Source organism: Streptomyces sp. 2P-4 (genome assembly GCF_030167965.1).
Classification (GTDB): Bacteria; Actinomycetota; Actinomycetes; order Streptomycetales; family Streptomycetaceae; genus Streptomyces; species Streptomyces globosus_A.
Window position 1 is genome coordinate 5,197,864 of sequence record NZ_CP095011.1, and the last position, 17,322, is coordinate 5,215,185.

A 17,322-nucleotide genomic window follows, 5' to 3' on the forward strand; every position below is an offset into this window, starting at 1 on the left:
AGTGCGCGTACATGCGGACCACCCTAGCCCACCCGGAAGGACGGCGTGCGGGGGGAAACAGGGTGAGAGACGTCCGTCTCAACTGATGGGCAACCGGCAGGGCACGAGGTGGGACGCCTTAATGTGTAGGGGTGACCGTGAACGCTGAAACCCACGCCCCCGCCGCCAAGGCGACCTGGCGAGACCTGCCCGCGGCGCAGCAGCCTTCGTACCCCGATGCCGAGGCCCTGCGCGCAGTCGTCGCGGACCTCGAGTCGTATCCTCCGCTCGTTTTCGCGGGCGAGTGCGACCAGCTGCGCGCCCGTCTGGGAGCCGTCGCCCGGGGTGAGGCGTTCCTCCTCCAGGGCGGCGACTGCGCCGAGGCCTTCGACGCCGTGTCCGCCGAGCACATCCGCGCCAAGCTGAAGACGCTGCTCCAGATGAGCGCCGTCCTGACGTACGCGGCCTCCGTGCCCGTCGTGAAGGTCGGGCGCATCGCCGGCCAGTACAGCAAGCCCCGCTCCAAGGACACCGAGACCCGCGACGGGGTGACCCTGCCGACCTACCGCGGCGACTCCGTCAACGGCTTCGAGTTCACCCCCGAGGCCCGCGTCCCGGACCCCGAGCGGCTCAAGCGCATGTACCACGCCTCCGCGTCGACCCTGAACCTGGTGCGCGCCTTCACCACCGGCGGCTACGCCGACCTGCGGCAGGTGCACGCCTGGAACCAGGACTTCGTGAAGTCGTCCCCCTCCGGCCAGCGCTACGAGCAGCTCGCCCGCGAGATCGACAACGCCCTGAGCTTCATGAAGGCCTGCGGCACCGACCCGGCCGAGTTCAAGGCGGTGGAGTTCTACTCCTCGCACGAGGCGCTGCTCCTCGACTACGAGGGCGCCCTCACCCGTACGGACTCCCGGACCGGGAAGCTGTACGACACCTCCGGCCACATGGTGTGGATCGGCGAGCGCACGAGGCAGCTGGACCACGCGCACATCGAGTTCTGCTCGCAGATCGCCAACCCGATCGGCATCAAGCTCGGCCCCACGACCAGCGTGGACGAGGCGCTGACCTACATCGACCGGCTCGACCCCGAGCGAGACCCGGGCCGGCTCACCTTCGTCGTCCGCATGGGCGCCGACAAGGTCCGCGACAAGCTGCCCGAGCTCGTCGAGAAGGTCACCGCCTCCGGCGCGGTCGTCGGCTGGGTCACCGACCCGATGCACGGCAACACCTTCGAGGCCGCCTCCGGCCACAAGACGCGCCGCTTCGACGACGTCCTCGACGAGGTCAAGGGCTTCTTCGAGGTCCACAAGGCGCTCGGCACCCACCCGGGCGGCATCCACGTCGAGCTCACCGGCGACGACGTCACCGAGTGCGTGGGCGGCGGCGACGAGATCTTCGTCGACGACCTGCACCAGCGCTACGAGACGGCCTGCGACCCGCGGCTGAACCGCAGCCAGTCCCTCGACCTGGCGTTCCTCGTCGCGGAGATGTACCGCGACCAGTAGCGGCGTGCGGCCGGCCGGCCGCCGTGACAGCCCGATGACAGTGGGGCGCGGATCCGTGTGATCCGCGCCCCACTGGCGTACGGGGGCTTTCCGGCCACCCGCACTTTGGGTACGGTTAGGTAAGCCTCACCGAACAGGGGTGGCTGCAAGACCGCCCAGGGAGGTGAACCGCGTGTACGTCTGCTCATGCTTCGGCATCACCGACAAGCAGGTCAGGGAACACGCGGCGGCCGGGGCCTGCACCCCCCGCCAGATAGCCTCCGTGACCAAGGCCGGCACCGACTGCGGCTCCTGCGTCCGCACCATCCAGGGCCTCCTCGGCCGGGGGGCGTGCCCGCGCCGGGAGCTGCTGGAGAAGGGCCGCGCCGCTGCCGACGCGCTCGCCTCGGACACCGCCGACGCCACCGCGGAGAGGGAGCTCGCCGGGGCGGCCTGAGTCAGCTGTCCGGCTGCTCGATCTGCTGGGCGAGGTACAGCGGCTCCCCGAGCGCCTCGATCAGCTCCAGCTGCGTGTCCAGGTAGTCGATGTGGTGCTCCTCGTCCTCCAGGATGTCCTCGAAGAGCCGCGCCGACGTGGTGTCGCCCTTGCCGCGCATGACCTCGATGCCGCGCTTCAGCCGGTCGATCGCCTCGACCTCCACCTGGCGGTCCGCCTGGAACATCTCCGTCAGCGTCTGGCCCACCCGCACGTGGAAGAGGCGCTGGTAGTTCGGCAGCCCGTCGAGCATCAGGATGCGCTCGGTGATCTTGTCCGCGTGCTTCATCTCGTCGATGGACTCGGCGCGGGTGTAGTTCGCGAGCTTGGTCCAACCCTTGTTGTCCTGGATCCGGTAGTGGAGCCAGTACTGGTTGATCGCCGTGAGCTCGCCGGTCAGCTGCTCGTTCAGAAACTCAAGGACCTCGGGGTCGCCCTGCATCGCAGAGGCTCCTTCCAGGCAATGTCCGCTAGTGACGGGTCTGTGCGCGCATCCTTGCACCGCGACCATGAACCGTCCAGTAAGTGCCTCCTTAGTGGGAGTTGCCATGACATGCCCGAATCGGTTCCCGCCTGGTCATGACCACCCCGCCACGTCTGTCACCATGGAGACATGGGTCAGCCGGACAGCCGGGAATCTCCGGGAGCAGAGCAGCTGGAGCTTCCCCCGGGACAGCGGCTCCAGCGGGGCTGGCCCGTCACCCACTACGGGCCCGTACCCCGGTTCAAGCCCGACCGGTGGGAGTTCCGCGTCTTCGGCGCCACCGCCGACGGGCAGAAGCACTGCTGGAACCACGAGCAGTTCACCGCCCTGCCCTTCGAGACCGTCGTCGCCGACCTGCACTGCGTGACCAAGTTCAGCATGGTCGGCGCCGAGTGGGGCGGAGTCCTCGCCCGCGAGATCCTCGCCCTGGCACCGCCGTCGCCGCAGGCCACCCATGTGATGGTGTGGGCCGAGTACGGCTTCAGCTCCAACCTGCGGATGGCCGACTTCGCCTCCGGGCGGACCGTCTTCGCCACCCACCAGGGCGGCGAGCCCCTCACCGCCGAACACGGCTTCCCGCTGCGGCTCGTCGTGCCCCACCTGTACGCCTGGAAGGGCCCGAAATGGGTCCGCGGCATCGAGTACATGACCGCCGACCGGCGCGGCTTCTGGGAAGAACGCGGCTACCACAACATCGGCGACCCCTGGCGGGAACAGCGCTACTCCTACCAGGAGGAACCGGGCGACGGGCCCGAGCTGTAGGGCCTGTCCCGCGGATCAGGGCCGCAGCCGGGAGTTCAGTGCAGGCCCCGCAGCTCCTTCAAGAGAGCCACGTCCGCCGCGTGCCCCTCCTTGCCGCCCGGCGTCTCGATCACCAGCGGCACCCCCTCCATCGCGGGATGCGAGAACAGCTCCGCGAACGCCTCCCGGCCGATGCGGCCCTGCCCGATGTTCGCGTGCCGGTCCCGGTGCGCGCCCACACCCTCCTTCGAGTCGTTGGCGTGCACCAGCTTCAGCCGCCCCTCGCCCACCGTGTCCACCAGCAGGTCCAGCGCCGCCTTCACACCGCCCGGCTCCGCCAGATCGTGCCCGGCGGCGAACACGTGGCAGGTGTCCACACAGACACCCAGCTTCGGATGGTGGTCCAGCGCCTCGAAGTACGGGCCGAAATCCTCCATCAGCGAGCACAGCGACGAACCCTGCCCGGCCGTCGACTCCAGCAGCAGGAACGGGTCGTCGTCATGGACCAGCTCATCCAGCAGCGGCAGCGCATACTCCCTGACCTGCGCCAACGCCACCTCGCGCGGACGCCCGCCCGTCGCCGAGCCCGTGTGGACGACCACCCCGCCCGCCCCGATCCGCCGGCCGCGGCGCAGCGAATGCCGCAGCGACTCCACCGAGCGCTCCACCGTGGCCGCCGTGTGCGAACCGAAGTTGATCAGATACGGGGCGTGCACGAACGCCGGGATCCCGGCCTCCGCGCAGCCCGCGCGGAACAGCTCGTCCTGCGCGGGACTGCCCGCCGGAGTCGCCCAGCCGCGCGGGTTCGCCACGAAGACCTGTACCGCCTCCGCGGCCAGCTCCCGCGCATACGACAACCCCACCGAAGCAAGCCCGCCCGCCACGGGAACATGCCCGCCGACCGGATTCCGCGCGCGCCGCCCGGCCGCGGGAAGAACGCCGTCCGCCTCCGACTCCGGCACCGCTACAGCCCCTTGATCCGCAGGACGACCGTGCTGCCCTCCGGGGCGCTCTGGCCGCCCGGCACCGACTGCGCGTCCACCGTGTTCGAGAAGGAGATCAGCGGCTTCTCCACCCGCACCTTGAACCCGGCCGCCTCCAGCGTCCGGCGCGCCGCATCCGCATCCAGCCCCGTCACGTTCGGCACCGCGACCAGGCGCGGGCCCTTCGACACCGTCAGCACCACCGTGTCACCGGCCGCCGCCTGCGCACCGGCACTCAGCGACTGGTTCGCCACCGTGCCCGCCGGCACCGGGGAGTTGACCTGCTCCGCAGCCACCTCCACCTTCAGGCCCAGGTCCTGCAGCGCCGTACGGGCCTGCTCCACCGGCCGCGCCGCCACGTTCGGCACCTGCACGGGCCGGCCCTTGCTCACCGTGATCGCAACCGCCGTGTCCGGCGCGCGCTTCTGCCCGCCCACTGGGTCCGTGCTGATCACCGAACCCCTCGCCACGTCCTGGCTGAACGCCTCGTTCACGATCCCCGGCGCCAGGCCGCTCTTCGTCAGCTCCGCCTTCGCATCGTCCAGCGGCCGGCCCGTGACGTCCGGGACCACCACCACCTGCGGGCCCCGCGAAACGGTCAGCACCACCGCGCCGTTGCCGCGGATCCGCTTGCCGCCCCCCGGGTCCGAGGCCATCACCGTGCCCCGCTCGAAAGCCTCGCTGAACTTCCGCTCCACGCGCTTCACACCCAGGCCGGCCGCCGACAGCTCCGAACGGGCCTCGGCCTCCGACTTGCCCAGCAGGTTCGGGACCTTCGTGAACTGGCCCGCGCTGATGTACCACACGCCCGTACCCAGCCCCAGCGCCAGCAGCACCGCCGCCACCACCAGCAGCGGACCCCGCCGCACCCGGCCCGCCCGGCGCGGACTCGCGCCCGGACCCGCCGGATCCGGCAGCGGGGGGACCGGCGCCGACGCCAGCACCGACGTGTGCTCCACACCGTCGCCGCCGCCCTGCCGCACCCCGACCGGGCGCGGGATCACACTCGTACGGTCCTCCGCCGCCGACCGCTCGCCGGACAGCGCCCGCGGCGGGACCGCATCCAGCTCCGCGTCCGACAGCTCCGCCCGCACAGCGAGCACCAGGCCCAGCAGCGCCGCCGCGTCGGACGGACGCAGCTCCGGCGCCCGGGCCGCCGCCTGCGCCACGATCCCGTCCAGCGAAGCCGGCAGGCCCGGCACCGCCGCCGACGGAGGCGGCACGTCCTCGTGCAGGTGCTGGTACAGCACCTGCGCCGGCGTACCCCCCGCATGCGGCTTCCCGCCCGTCAGCATCTCGTACAGGACGACCCCGCACGCGTACACGTCCACACGGGTGTCCGCGACACCGCTCTCGATCTGCTCCGGAGCCAGGTACGACACCGTGCCGAGCACGGCGCCCGTCGTACTCGTCACCGAGTCCACCGACCGCACCAAGCCGAAATCGGCCACCTTCACCCGGCCGTCGTCGCCGATCAGCACGTTCTCCGGCTTCATGTCCCGGTGCACGAAACCCGCCCGGTGGGCCGCCCCCAGCGCCGCCAGCACCGGCTCCAGGATGTCCAGCGCCGCCCGCGGCTGCAGCGCGCCGCGCTCGCGCAGCACATCCCGCAGCGTGCAGCCGGAGACGTACTCCATCGCCAGATACGTGTACGGGCCGTCCGTACCCTGGTCGAACACCGCGACCACGTTCGGATGCGCCAGCCGCGCCACGGACTTCGCCTCGCGGATGAAACGGTCCACGAACGCGCCGTCCGCGGCCAGCGCCGGGTGCATCACCTTCAGCGCGAGAACCCGGTCCAGGCGCGTGTCCAGGGCCCGGTAGACCGTGGCCATGCCGCCGGCCGCGATACGGGCGTCGATGCGGTAGCGGCCGTCGAGCGTCTGCCCGACGAGGGGGTCATCCAGGGTCGTGTCCACCCGGTGATTCTACGAGCGGCACCTGTGGGCTCCGCCGGGAGAGGCAGGCTGGTGCGCAGTTGTGACGCGGCGCACGCGCCGCCGGCCCGCCGCGCGCAGCCGTCCCCGCCGGCCCGGGCCGGCGGGGACGGGCAGGGGGCCGGCCGGGAGGGGGCCCCTGACGGCCCCCGGGTCAGAACGCCGGGCGTTCCGGGTCCAGGGCGGCCAGGCCCTCCGCGGGGGAGGACGCCGCGGCGAAGCGGCGCTGGGGGATACGGCCGGCGCGGTATGCCAGCCGCCCCGCGGACACCGCGTCCCGCATCGCGGCGGCCATCAGCACCGGCGCCTGCGCCCGTGTCACCGCCGAGGCCAGCATCACGCCCGCGCACCCCAGCTCCATCGCCAGGGCGGCGTCGGAGGCCGTGCCGGCCCCCGCGTCCAGGATCACCGGTACGCCGGCCCGCTCCACGATCAGCTCGAAGTTGTGCGGGTTGCGGATGCCCATCCCCGACCCGATCGGAGAGCCCAGCGGCATGACCGCCGCGCACCCGGCATCCTCCAGCTTGCGGGCGAGGACAGGGTCGTCGCTCGTGTACGGCAGGACCGTGAAGCCGTCGTCCACCAGGGTTTCGGCGGCCTGGAGCAGCTCCTCCCCGTCCGGGAGCAGCGTCCGCTCGTCCGCGACGACCTCCAGCTTGATCCAGTCGGTGCCGAGCGCCTCCCGCGCGAGCCGCGCGGTGAGGACGGCCTCGCCGGCGGTGTAGCAGCCCGCCGTGTTCGGGAGGACCGCGATCCCGAGCCGGTCGAGGACGGAGAGGACCGAGCCCTGCACGGTGGGGTCGAGGCGGCGCATCGCCACGGTCGTCAGCTCGGTGCCGGAGGCCACCAGGGCCCGCTCCAGCACGTCGAGGCTGGGCGCCCCGCCCGTCCCCATGATCAGGCGGGAGGCGAAGGTGCGCCCGCCGAGGGTGAACACGTCGTCGGCCATCGCGCTCAGCCTCCCTGGACGGCGGTGAGGACCTCGATCCGGTCGCCGTCGCCGACCGGGGTCCGCGGCCACTGGCCGCGCGGTACGACCGCCTCGTTGAGGGCGGCCGCGACGCCCGACGGCGCCGCGGTGAGGGTGGCGACCACCGCGTCGAGGGTGGTGCCGGCCGCGACCTCGCGCGGCTCGCCGTTGACGGAGATGGTCATGCGTACGCCTCCTGGCGTGCGGCGGAGAAGCGGCTCGGGCTGAAGGGCAGCGCGATGTCCGGCAGCGTGCCGGTCGACAGCAGGTCGGCCATCGCGTCGCCGGTGAGCGGGGTCAGCAGGACCCCGTTGCGGTAGTGCCCGGTGGCCAGGTGCAGGCCGGGCAGGGCGGTCGGGCCGAGCAGCGGGGCGTTGTCGGGGGAGCCGGGCCGCAGCCCGGCCAGGGTCTCGGTCAGCGGGAGTTCGGTGATGCCGGGAACCAACTCGTGTGCGTCGCGCAGGAGTTCGTAGACACCGCCGGCGGTGACCGTGGTGTCCCAGCCGAGTTCCTCGCTGGTGGCGCCCACGACGAGCTCGCCGTTCTCCCGCGGCACCAGGTAGACGTGGCTGCCGCGCACGACCGCCCGGACCGTCCGCGACAGGAACGGCCCGTACGCCGCCGGCACGGCGAGCCGCAGCACCTGCCCCTTGACGGGCCGCACCGGCGGAAGGACCTCCTGCGGTACGCCGGCGAGGCGGCCGCTGAGCGATCCGGCGGCCAGGACGACCTGCCCGGCGCGCAGCTCGGTGCCGTCGTCCAGGGCGGCGCCGACCGCCCGGTCTGCGCAGACCAGGAGGCGCTCGGCGTGCGCCCGGCGCATCTCCACCCCCGCGCGTTCGCAGGCGGCGAGCAGGGCCGCCGCGAGCCGGCGCGGGTCCACCTGGTGGTCGCCGTCCACGCGCAGGCCGCCGCGGACGCCGGGGGCCAGCATCGGCTCCAGGCGGCGGCACTCGCGGCCGGTGAGCCACTCCGACTCCAGGCCGCAGCGGCGCTGGAGGGCGTGCAGTTCCCGCAGGTGGAGCCGGTCGTCGGCGTCGAGCGCGACGGCGAGGGTGCCGCAGGCCCGGTAGCCGATGTCCATGCCGCCGCTGGCCTCGGCCAGCTCGGCGGCGAACTCCGGGTAGCGGGCGGCGGAGGCGAGGTTGAGGCCCAGCAGGGTCTCCTCGCCGTAGTGGAGCTCCGTGACCGCGGCGAGCATGCCGGCCGCGACCCGGGCCGCGCCGCCGCCGGGCGCGGGGTCGGCGAGCGCGGTGCGCAGCCCGCGGCGGGCGGCCCGCCAGGCGGTGGCCAGGCCGATGATCCCGCCCCCGATGACGAGGACGTCGGATCCCTTCCGAGATGAGTGCATGGGCGTCCAGCCCCTCCCTTCGCCGGCATGACCCGGATCAGGTTCGTACGGTCGGAGGCCGCTTCAGCCTCCCTCTCAGCCCGGTGCGCCCGGACTCCCGCGACAGGTACGGTGGCCACAGTAGCCGTTCCCCTACCGGGAGCGGGAGGAGGCCGGAGGGCCGCCCCGCCGGACCCCCCGCGCGCACCTCGCTGACTGATCGTCAGGTCGCTAGGGTGGTCGCGTGAGCGAGCAGACGGAACAGAACGAGAACGGCGGCGTCGTCATCGCCGGCGCCGGGATGGCCGGGGTCCAGACCGCGGTGGCCCTGCGCGAGCAGGGCTGGACCGGCCCCGTCACCCTGCTGGGAGCCGAGCCCCACCAGCCGTACGACCGGCCCCCGCTGTCCAAGGCGGTGCTGCTCGGCAAGGCCGAGGACTCCGCCTTCGACGTCGACTTCGAGGGCCTCGGGATCACCCTCCGGCTCGGCGTCGAGGTGACCGGGCTGCGGCCCGCCGACCGCGAGCTGGACACCGAGGCAGGGCCGGTCCCGTACGGGGTCCTGGTGCTGGCGACCGGCGCCGAGCCGCTGACCCTGCCGGGCGCCGAGGGCGTGCCCGGCGTCCACCTGCTGCGCACCCTCGACGACGCGGCCCGGCTGCGGCCGGTCATCGCGCGCGCCCCGGCGACCGTCGTCGTCGGCGCCGGCTGGATCGGCGCCGAGTTCGCGACCGCCGCCCGCGAGGCCGGCTGCGCGGTCACCGTCGTCGAGGCCGCGGACCGGGTGCTGGCCGGGGCGCTGCCCGCCGAGGTCGCCGCCGCGATGGGCCGCTGGTACGGGGAGATCGGCGCCGACCTGCTCACCTCCGCCCGGGTGGCGTCCGTCGAGGCCGGGCGGGTCCTGCTGGCCGACGGCCGCGAGCTGCCCGCCGGCGCGGTCGTCGTCGGCATCGGGGCCCGGCCCGCCACCCGCTGGCTCGCCGGCTCGGGCGTCGAGCTCGGCCCCGACGGCTCGGTCACCGCCGACGCCCACCTGCGGACCTCCGTCCCCGGCGTGTACGCGGTCGGCGACTGCGCCTCCTTCCCCTCGGCCCGGTACGGGGCCCGGCTGCTGGTGCACCACTGGGACAACGCCCTCCAGGGGCCGCGGGTCGTCGCCGCGAACATCCTGGCGGGGGAGCCCGTGGAGACGTACGACCCGGTGCCGTACTTCTGGTCGGAGCAGTTCGGCCGGTTCGTCCAGTACGCCGGCCACCATGCGGACGCCGACACCCTGCTGTGGCGCGGCGACCCCGCAGGGCAGGCCTGGTCGGTGTGCTGGCTGCGCGCCGGGGCCATGGTCGCGATCCTCGCGGTGGGCCGCCCCCGCGACCTCGCCCAGGGCCGCCGGCTCATCGAGGCGGGCAGCACCGTCGACCCGGCCCGCGTCGCGGACCCGGAGACCCCCCTCAAGGCGGCGGCTGCGTAGCAGCCGCCCGGCCGGGCGGCCGGGCAGCCCCGGACGGGTCGGCTCGGGTACCGGCGGCCCGCGGGAGGTGGCAGGCTTGTGCCGTGACCGAGATTGACGCAAAGATCGATGCCCTTGTCCCCGCCTGGCTCCACCTCCCCGACATCGCCGAGATGATGGACGTCGAAGTGACCCGGGTCCGCCAGCTGGTCAAGGAAGGTCAGCTGATCGCGGTGCGCCGCGGGGAGAACCGCGCCCTCCAGGTCCCCGCCGACTTCATCGACGGCGACAAGCTGGTCAAGGGCCTCACCGGCCTGCTGACCGTCCTGAAGGACGACGGCTTCTCCGACGAGGAGATGCTGGAGTGGCTCTTCACCGCCGACCCGACCCTGCCCGGCACCCCCGTGCAGGCGCTGCGCGAGAATCGCGGCACGGAGGTCAAGCGCCGCGCCCAGGCGCTCGCCCTCTGAGCCGAGCCCGACAGATCCGACCTGGCGGGCGGGCCCCCGCCGTGTGCGGCGGGGCCCGCCCGCCGCACCACCCAGGGGGGTACCCATGTCCGCGAACGTGCGGCAGCAGCTGTCCGACGCCCGGCTCTACCTGTGCACGGACGCCCGCAGGCGGCAGGGGGACCTCCCCGAGTTCCTCGACGCGGTCCTCGCCGGCGGCGTGGACATCGTCCAGCTCCGGGACAAGGGCATGGAGGCCGGCGAGGAACTGGAGCACCTGGCGGTCTTCGCCGAGGCGGCCCGCCGCCACGGCAAGCTCCTCGCCGTCAACGACCGCGCCGACGTCGCGCACGCCATCGGCTCCGACGTCCTCCACCTCGGCCAGGGCGACATCCCCGTCCCGGCCGCCCGGGCGATCCTCGGCGACGGGGTCCTGATCGGCCGCTCCTGCCACGCCGAGGACGAGGTCGCCGCTGCCGCCGCCGAACCCGGCGTGGACTATTTCTGCACCGGCCCCTGCTGGCCCACCCCCACCAAGCCCGGCCGGCACGCCCCCGGCCTCGGCCTCGTCCGGTACGCGGCCTCCCTGCGCCAGGACCGCCCCTGGTTCGCCATAGGCGGGATCGACGCCGGCAACCTCGACGAGGTCCTCGACGCCGGCGCCACCCGGGTCGTCGTCGTCCGCGCCCTCACGGAGGCCTCCGACCCCGGGGCCGAGGCCGCCGGGCTGGCCGCCCGCCTCCGGGCCCGCACCGCCTGAGGTGTCCAAAAAGCTGTCCACCACGTGGACACGGCTTCGGAGTCCGTGAACGCCCGTCTAACCTGCCGGTATGGCCCTTGGAACAGCTTCCACCCGAACGGACCGCGCCCGCACGGTCCGCGACCTGCTGGCGTCCGGGGACCCCTCGTACTCCTTCGAGTTCTGGGCGCCCAAGACGGAGAAGGGCGAACGCAACCTCTGGGACGCGCTGCGCCGCATCGAGGCGGTGGCCCCCAGCTTCGTCTCCGTCACCTACGGCGCCGGCGGGTCCACCCGCGGCGGCACCGTCAAGGCGACCCAGCAGATCGCCTCCGACACCACCCTGACCCCCGTCGCGCACCTCACCGCGGTCGACCACTCGATCGCCGAGCTGCGCAACGTCATCGGGCAGTTCGCGGACGCGGGCATCCGCAACATGCTGGCCGTGCGCGGCGATCCGCCGGGCGACCCCATGGGCCCGTGGGTGGCGCACCCCGAGGGCGTCCACTACGCCGCCGACCTCGTCCGGCTGCTGAAGGAGTCCGGCGACTTCTGCGTGGGCGTCGCAGCGTTCCCCGAGATGCACCCCCGGTCCACCGACTGGGATACGGACATCCGGCACTTCGTGGACAAGTGCCGTGCGGGCGCCGACTATGCGATCACCCAGATGTTCTTCGATCCGGAGAATTATCTGCGGCTCCGCGACAGTGCCGAGAAGGCGGGCTGCGAGACCCCTATCATCCCTGAGGTCATGCCTGTTGTGGCCGTCAGGCAGCTCGACCGGCTGCCCCAGCTCAGCAACGCGGTCTTCCCCGGCGCCGTGAAAGAGCGCATGCTCGCCGTCAAGGACGATCCGGCCGCTGTACGCTCCATGGGGATCGAGTTCGCCACGGAGTTCTGCGCGCGGCTGCTGTCCGAGGGTGTCCCGGGGCTGCACTTCATCACGCTGAACAACTCCACGGCGACCCTCGAGATCTACGAGAACCTGGGCCTGCACAAGCGGGCCTGATCGGCCGTTCCCAGGGCGGCCGTACCGAGGGGTGCCACGCATGGGAATGACGGTCCTCTACATCGCGTTCGGCTTCGTCGCGCTGTGGCTGCTCGCCGAGGTCCTGATGCAGTACAAGGCCCGGCTGCGCTGGCGGCTGCTCGCGTTCGCCGGGTTCCTCGGCGTCGTCGCCGGGGTGGTCCTGCCGTCGGTCCTCGTCATCGCCGTCGGCGCGGCCGCGTTCGCCGTGGGCCAGACACTGGTGACGCTGTCCTTCCGCAAGGGCTTCGAGGCCGGATGGGCGCTGCGCCGCGGCAAGGCCGCCCCCGCGCCCGGCCGGCCCGGCCGGCCCGGCCGGCGGCGCCGCGGCGGCGCCGCACGCACCGAGCCCGCGCTGGAGGTGACCTCGCTGGAGTACGGCTCCGAAGGGGCCGGCACGGCGGCCGGGAGCGGCGGCGCGGACGGCGGCGCGGAGCCCGCGGAGCAGGAGCCCCGCCCGCGCTTCCGGGCGGCGACCGAGGACTTCTACAGCCCGGAGCCGCTGCCCGACGAGACCGGCACGTACGGGATACAGAGCTTCGCCGCCGGCGCGCCCGAGCAGGACGCGCACGGCTACGCCGCCTACCAGGACGCGCAGTCCCAGGGCGGCGGCTTCGACTACTCCGGCGGCTACCCGGACGGCAGCGGCCGGGAGGTGTACGCCGCCTACTCGGACCCGTACATCGGCACCGGCGGCGGCGTCATCCCGCAGCAGCCGTACGACTACACCCCGTACGCGGGCCAGGTACCGGACCCGTACGGCGCGGGCGCCGCGCAGGACCCGTACGCGATGGACACGCCGCCCGGCGGGGTGTGGGTGCCGCAGCAGCGGGACGTCGCGCAGCCGTACCCGGAGGACGACCAGGCGGGCGGGCCGTACCAGCAGCCGCAGCAGTACCCGCCGCAGGGCACCGGGGAGTACGGGCAGTACCGCTACTGAGGCCGCCCCGGCCGGGCCGCCTCACCGGGAGCCGCGGAAGCCGGCGCCCTCCACGACCAGCCCGGCCACCAGGGCCCCGGTCATCCCGGCGTGCGGCAGCCCGCCGCCCGGGTGCGCCCACCCGCCGGCCAGGTACAGGCCGGGCAGGCCGGTCGTGTTGGCCGGGTACAGCAGCCGGCCGTCCGCTCCGGCGAGCGCGGGCGGGGGCACCGCACCGCCCGCCGCCCCGGTGGCGGCCGCGATGTCGGCGGGCGCGTACACCTCGTGCCACAGCAGCCGCTCGCGCAGCCCGGGCACGGCCCGCTCGGCGCGCTCCAGCAGGGCCTCCGGATCGGGCGCGGGGCCCGCGCCGGCGGCGGGGCAGACGGCCGTCACGGTGACCGCCTCGTGGCCCGCGTCGGGGACGACGGCCGGGTCGTCGGGGCGCAGGACGGTGACCGGCGCGCCGGGGGAGTGGACGAGGGTGCGGTGCACGGTGCCGGCCGGCCGCTCGCCGCGCAGCGCGAGGAAGAGCGTGAGCCGGCTCGCCGTGCCGGGGCCGCGGGCGGGCACCCCGCCGGGCGGCAGCGGCACCCCGCGGAGGCCGCGCGGGTCGGCCGCGCACACCACGGAGTCGGCGGCGGCCTCCGCCCCGTCGCCCAGCAGCAGCCCGGCGGCCCGGCCGTCGCGGGCGAGCACCTCCCGGACCGGGGCGTCGAAGACGAAGGAGACCTTCCGCTCCAGGCAGCGCTCGTACAGGGCGGTGGCCAGCGCCCGCATGCCGCCGCGCACGTACCAGCTGCCGAAGGTCTGCTCCATGTACGGCAGCACGGCCGCGGAGGCGGGCACCGAGGCCGGATCGAGCCCGTACGCCCCCACCCGGGCCGCCAGCAGCTCGCCGGCGGGCCCGCCGAGCTCGCGGGCGGCGGTCTCGGCGAGGGTGGGCGGGCGGCGGCGCAGCAGCCCGCTCTTGCGGACGGCCGGGTACGGGTCGCGGCCCAGCACCTGCCAGTCGGGGCGCAGGGGCTCCTCCAGCAGGGGGCGGCGCGTGGCGTCCCAGGCGTCGCGGGCCCGGTTCAGGACGTCGTTCCAGCGGTCCCCCGTGCCTGCGCCGAAGGCCCCGTCGAGGGCGGCCGCGGCGCCGCCGCGGGAGACGGCCGGGAGGACGGCCTCGGTGCCGTCGGCGAGGACGTGCCGGACGGCGGGGTCGACCTGCACCATGTCGACGCAGTCCTCGAGGGGGCGCTTGCCGGTCTTGACGAACAGGTCGCGGTAGACGGCGGGCAGGTGCAGCAGCCCCGGCCCCGTGTCGAAGGCGAAGCCCTCACGGGTGCGGCGGCCGACGGCGCCGCCGTACGTCGGACCCTGCTCGTAGACCGTCACCTGGTGCCCTGCGACGGCCAGCCGGGCCGCCGTGGCCATCGCGCCCATGCCGGCGCCGATCACCGCAATTCGTGCCATGCGCCCGACCCTATCGAGCGGCGGCCCGAGTCAGCGGGGCGGGCCCGCGGTGGGGGCGGAAGGCTCCCGGGCGCGGCCGGCCGGCCGCTTCTCCTCGCGGCGCTGCGCCCGGCGGCGCAGGAAGCGGCGGATCCGGGTCCACAGGAGGACGAGGACGGCCAGGCCGAGGGCGAGGAGGACGGCCGCGACGACGGCGGCGGCGACGGGATGGAAGACGGCGAAGGCGACGATGCCGGCGACGCCGATGTCCTCGGCGGTGCTCAGTGCGATGTTGCTGACCGGCTCGGGGGAGGTGTTGACGGCCATGCGGGTGCCGGCCTTGACGGCATGGCTGGCCAGCGCGGTGGTGCCGCCGATCGCGCCGGCGGCGAGATCGGAGAGGGAGCCGCTCTGGCCGGCCAGCAGGGCCCCGACGACGGCCCCGGCGACGGGCCGGACGACGGTGTGGACAGCGTCCCAGGCGGAGTCCACGTACGGGATTTTGTCGGCGACGGCCTCGCACAGGAAGAGGACGCCGGCGGCGATCAGGACGTCCGTGCGCTGGAGGGCCGGGGGGACGTCGTCGCTGAGGCCGGTCGCGCCGAAGACGCCCAGCAGGAGGACCACGGCGTACGCGTTGACGCCGCTGGCCCAGCCGCTGGTGAAGACCAGGGGGAGGACGCTCACCGCATCACCGCGTCATCGCGCCGCAGCGCGCGGCGTCCGGCAGGCGCGGTCCGGGGCCGGACGCGCGCGGGTGCGGCGGCGGTGGGCCGCCGTCCCCGTCATCGCGCGCGGCCGGGGGCGTCAGTGCCCCTGCTCGTCGCGGCGGCGCTGCCACCGTTCCTCGATGCGGTTCATCATCGACCGACGCTGCCGGTTCCGGCCATGGGCCGAACCGCCTGCACTGCCGGAGACGGGCTGCTCGCCAGGCTTGGGCGCCTTGCGCCAACCGGTGACCGCGAGGAGCGTACAGCCGAGCATGACGAGGAAACCCACCACGCTGACCCAGAGTACGTTCGGGACGATCACACCGGTCATGAGGAGCGCGATACCCACCACAATGCCTGCGACTGCCTGGTAGACCCGTCGCCGGGTGTACGTGCGCAGTCCGCTTCCCTCAAGCGCTGTCGCGAACTTGGGGTCTTCGGCGTACAGCGCTCGCTCCATCTGCTCGAGCATTCGCTGCTCGTGCTCCGAGAGCGGCACGGGAGTCCTCCTCATCCTTCGGTCGCGGGGGGTAGCGACCAGGGTCCCCTTCAGGATAGGCGGGGAATCGCCCCCGTGACACCCGCCCTCCGCGCCGGGTTGGAAAAATGCACCGCCCGGAAAGGCACTGCCCATCGCCGGTACGGCGCGGGGCCGTACGGCCGGGGGCCGGGCAGTGAGGTCGTTATTCCCCGCTGATCCGCCCGCCATGCCGGGTGGTGCCCCGATCATACGGCGCGCCCGCCCGGAGCGGAGGGAGTCCGCGGAACCGCCGGGGCCGGCCGGCGGCGCCTCCCGGCCGGGAGGCGGCCGGGGGTCAGGCGGGCTTCTCGCCGAGGACGTGCAGCTGGGTGGCGATGGCGTGGAAGGCGGGCAGCTCGGCTGCGGCCTCCTCCAGGCGCATCAGGGCCTCCACGGCGCCGGGCTCGGTGTCCACGAGGACGCCGGGGACGAGGTCGGCGAAGACGCGGACGCCGTGGACCGCGCCGACCTCCAGCCCGGCGCCGGCCACGAGGTCGGCGAGCTGGCCGGCGGTGAAGCGCCGGGGCACCGGGTCGCCCGCGCCCCAGCGGCCGGCCGGGTCGCCGAGGGCCGCGCGGGCCTCGGTGAAGTGGCCGGCCAGGGCGCGGGCCAGGACGGCGCCGCCGAGGCCGGCGGCGAGCAGGCTGAGCGTCCCGCCGGGGCGCAGGGCGGCGACGGCGTTGGCGGCGCCCTCGGCCGCGTCGTCGACGTATTCCAGGACGCCGTGGCAGACGACCACGTCGTAGGACTCCCGCTCGACGACGTCGAGCAGGCCCTGGGCGTCGCCCTGGACGCCGCGGACCCGGTCGGCGACGCCGGCCTCGGCGACCCGGCGCTCCAGCCCGAACAGCGCGTTCGGGCTGGGGTCGACCACGGTGACGCGGTGGCCGAGGCGGGCGATCGGGACCGCGAACATGCCGGTGCCGCCGCCGGTGTCCAGCACGTCGAGCACGTCCCGCCCGGTCGCCTTCACCCGGCGGTCGAGGGCCTCCTTGAGGACCTCCCACACCACGGCGGTGCGGAGGGAGGCGCGGGGGCGGGAAGTGTCCGACACGGCTGATGACTCCTCGGCGCGGAAGGGGCGGGCAAAGCGTGCAATGCGTGCCCCACCCTATTGCCTCCGGCAGCGGTGCAGCTCATCCCGCGTCCGGACGCTCCGGGCGCGGCTCGGGGCGGGGCTGGGGCAGCGCCTGCTGCGGCAGCGGCCGCGCCGCCGGCTGGAGGGCGAGCATCCGCTCGACCAGCCGCAGGAACATCTCCGTGGCGCGCAGCAGGTACGCGGCGTCCTCCTCGCTCGCGGCGTCCGGTATGCCGGCCTCGGCGCGGGCCCGGCGGGCCGCTCCGGAGGCGAAGAGCGCGCTCCACTCGGCCAGCTCCGGCGCGAGCTCCGGGAGCACCTCCCAGGCGCTGCGTATGCGGGGGCGGCGCCGCGGGTGGGCGGGCTCGGGCCGGGCCCGGGCCGCGAGGACGGCGGCCGCGGTGCGCAGTGCGGCGAGGTGGGCGGTGGCGTAGCGCTCGTTGGGGCGGCTCAGGGCGGATGCCTCGGCCAGGCCGCTGCGGGCCTTGGCGAGCAGGTCGAGCGCGGCCGGCGGAGCGGCCGACCTGCGCGGGACGGGGTGGACAGGGGACGGGGACGGTGTGGCCATGACGAACCTCCTGTCGTT

19 protein-coding genes and 1 riboswitch are annotated in these 17,322 nt (G+C 74.4%); of the genes, 8 read left to right on the forward strand and 11 right to left on the reverse strand.

The features are described 5' to 3' along the window. Positions 1-131: 131 nt before the first annotated feature. Together MUK52_RS23025 and MUK52_RS23030 are read left to right on the forward strand one after the other, a co-directional pair. Positions 132-1,487 (forward strand): class II 3-deoxy-7-phosphoheptulonate synthase, encoded by a 1,356-nt coding sequence (locus tag MUK52_RS23025; protein WP_284579659.1) that lies wholly within the window; start codon positions 132-134, stop codon positions 1,485-1,487. 163 nt (positions 1,488-1,650) lie between these two features. Then, positions 1,651-1,923: a (2Fe-2S)-binding protein gene (locus MUK52_RS23030; RefSeq protein ID WP_284579662.1), complete on the forward strand. Its 273-nt coding sequence runs from the start codon at positions 1,651-1,653 to the stop codon at positions 1,921-1,923. A gap of 1 nt (position 1,924) precedes the next feature. On the opposite strand, the gene bfr is transcribed toward MUK52_RS23030, so the two are convergent. Continuing rightward, the gene (gene bfr, locus MUK52_RS23035; protein WP_114057224.1) at positions 1,925-2,404 is read right to left on the reverse strand and encodes a bacterioferritin; all 480 of its coding nucleotides are present in this window, start codon (positions 2,402-2,404) and stop codon (positions 1,925-1,927) included. Between the two features lie 171 nt (positions 2,405-2,575). Between bfr and MUK52_RS23040 the strand changes: the two genes are divergently transcribed. Further along, positions 2,576-3,208, forward strand: coding sequence for a sulfite oxidase-like oxidoreductase (locus tag MUK52_RS23040; RefSeq protein WP_114057223.1), 633 nt, complete (start codon positions 2,576-2,578; stop codon positions 3,206-3,208). Positions 3,209-3,243: 35 nt separating this feature from the next. On the opposite strand, the gene MUK52_RS23045 is transcribed toward MUK52_RS23040, so the two are convergent. The 5 genes from MUK52_RS23045 to thiO all read right to left on the reverse strand — a co-directional run bounded on the left by MUK52_RS23045 (position 3,244) and on the right by thiO (position 8,428). Next, positions 3,244-4,149 carry a deoxyribonuclease IV gene (locus MUK52_RS23045; protein WP_114057222.1) on the reverse strand — a complete coding sequence of 302 codons (906 nt, stop codon included), beginning with the start codon at positions 4,147-4,149 and terminating at the stop codon, positions 3,244-3,246. A gap of 2 nt (positions 4,150-4,151) precedes the next feature. Further along, positions 4,152-6,089: a Stk1 family PASTA domain-containing Ser/Thr kinase gene (gene pknB / locus MUK52_RS23050; RefSeq protein ID WP_284579665.1), complete on the reverse strand. Its 1,938-nt coding sequence runs from the start codon at positions 6,087-6,089 to the stop codon at positions 4,152-4,154. A 172-nt stretch (positions 6,090-6,261) separates the two neighbouring features. Further along, positions 6,262-7,056, reverse strand: a complete 795-nt coding sequence (locus MUK52_RS23055) for a thiazole synthase (RefSeq protein ID WP_114057220.1) — start codon at positions 7,054-7,056, stop codon at positions 6,262-6,264. 5 nt (positions 7,057-7,061) lie between these two features. Continuing rightward, positions 7,062-7,262, reverse strand: coding sequence for a sulfur carrier protein ThiS (thiS, locus tag MUK52_RS23060; RefSeq protein ID WP_114057219.1), 201 nt, complete (start codon positions 7,260-7,262; stop codon positions 7,062-7,064). After that, the gene (gene thiO / locus MUK52_RS23065) at positions 7,259-8,428 is read right to left on the reverse strand and encodes a glycine oxidase ThiO (RefSeq protein WP_114057218.1); all 1,170 of its coding nucleotides are present in this window, start codon (positions 8,426-8,428) and stop codon (positions 7,259-7,261) included. Before thiO ends, thiS begins: the two co-directional genes overlap by 4 nt. Further along, positions 8,424-8,539: riboswitch (TPP riboswitch) on the reverse strand. (Overlaps the previous gene by 5 nt.) A 112-nt stretch (positions 8,540-8,651) precedes the next feature. Here thiO and MUK52_RS23070 point away from each other — a divergent pair. From MUK52_RS23070 to MUK52_RS23090, 5 genes are all read left to right on the forward strand, one after another. After that, positions 8,652-9,875, forward strand: a complete 1,224-nt coding sequence (locus MUK52_RS23070; RefSeq protein WP_472912589.1) for an NAD(P)/FAD-dependent oxidoreductase — start codon at positions 8,652-8,654, stop codon at positions 9,873-9,875. An 83-nt stretch (positions 9,876-9,958) separates the two neighbouring features. Further along, on the forward strand, positions 9,959-10,324 hold the full coding sequence (locus MUK52_RS23075; RefSeq protein WP_114057216.1) for an Rv2175c family DNA-binding protein: 366 nt from the start codon (positions 9,959-9,961) through the stop codon (positions 10,322-10,324). A gap of 85 nt (positions 10,325-10,409) precedes the next feature. Next, a complete protein-coding gene (gene thiE, locus MUK52_RS23080) occupies positions 10,410-11,063 on the forward strand; it encodes a thiamine phosphate synthase (protein WP_114057215.1) in 654 nt (217 codons plus the stop codon). A 70-nt stretch (positions 11,064-11,133) separates the two neighbouring features. Beyond that, complete coding sequence (metF, locus tag MUK52_RS23085) at positions 11,134-12,051, forward strand: methylenetetrahydrofolate reductase [NAD(P)H] (protein ID WP_114057214.1); 918 nt, start codon at positions 11,134-11,136, stop codon at positions 12,049-12,051. 40 nt (positions 12,052-12,091) lie between these two features. After that, entirely contained in the window at positions 12,092-13,009 is a 918-nt protein-coding gene (locus MUK52_RS23090; RefSeq protein ID WP_284579673.1) for a hypothetical protein, read from the forward strand. Between the two features lie 21 nt (positions 13,010-13,030). On the opposite strand, the gene MUK52_RS23095 is transcribed toward MUK52_RS23090, so the two are convergent. The 5 genes from MUK52_RS23095 to MUK52_RS23115 all read right to left on the reverse strand — a co-directional run bounded on the left by MUK52_RS23095 (position 13,031) and on the right by MUK52_RS23115 (position 17,304). Beyond that, a complete protein-coding gene (locus tag MUK52_RS23095) occupies positions 13,031-14,449 on the reverse strand; it encodes a phytoene desaturase family protein (RefSeq protein ID WP_284579675.1) in 1,419 nt (472 codons plus the stop codon). Between the two features lie 30 nt (positions 14,450-14,479). Further along, positions 14,480-15,115 (reverse strand): DUF4126 domain-containing protein, encoded by a 636-nt coding sequence (locus MUK52_RS23100; protein WP_284579677.1) that lies wholly within the window; start codon positions 15,113-15,115, stop codon positions 14,480-14,482. 120 nt (positions 15,116-15,235) lie between these two features. Beyond that, positions 15,236-15,637, reverse strand: coding sequence for an SCO2097 family morphological protein (locus MUK52_RS23105; RefSeq protein ID WP_114057210.1), 402 nt, complete (start codon positions 15,635-15,637; stop codon positions 15,236-15,238). Between the two features lie 316 nt (positions 15,638-15,953). Next, entirely contained in the window at positions 15,954-16,712 is a 759-nt protein-coding gene (locus MUK52_RS23110; protein ID WP_284579681.1) for a methyltransferase, read from the reverse strand. A gap of 82 nt (positions 16,713-16,794) precedes the next feature. Continuing rightward, positions 16,795-17,304, reverse strand: a complete 510-nt coding sequence (locus MUK52_RS23115) for an SAV_6107 family HEPN domain-containing protein (protein ID WP_114057208.1) — start codon at positions 17,302-17,304, stop codon at positions 16,795-16,797. Positions 17,305-17,322: the final 18 nt, after the last annotated feature.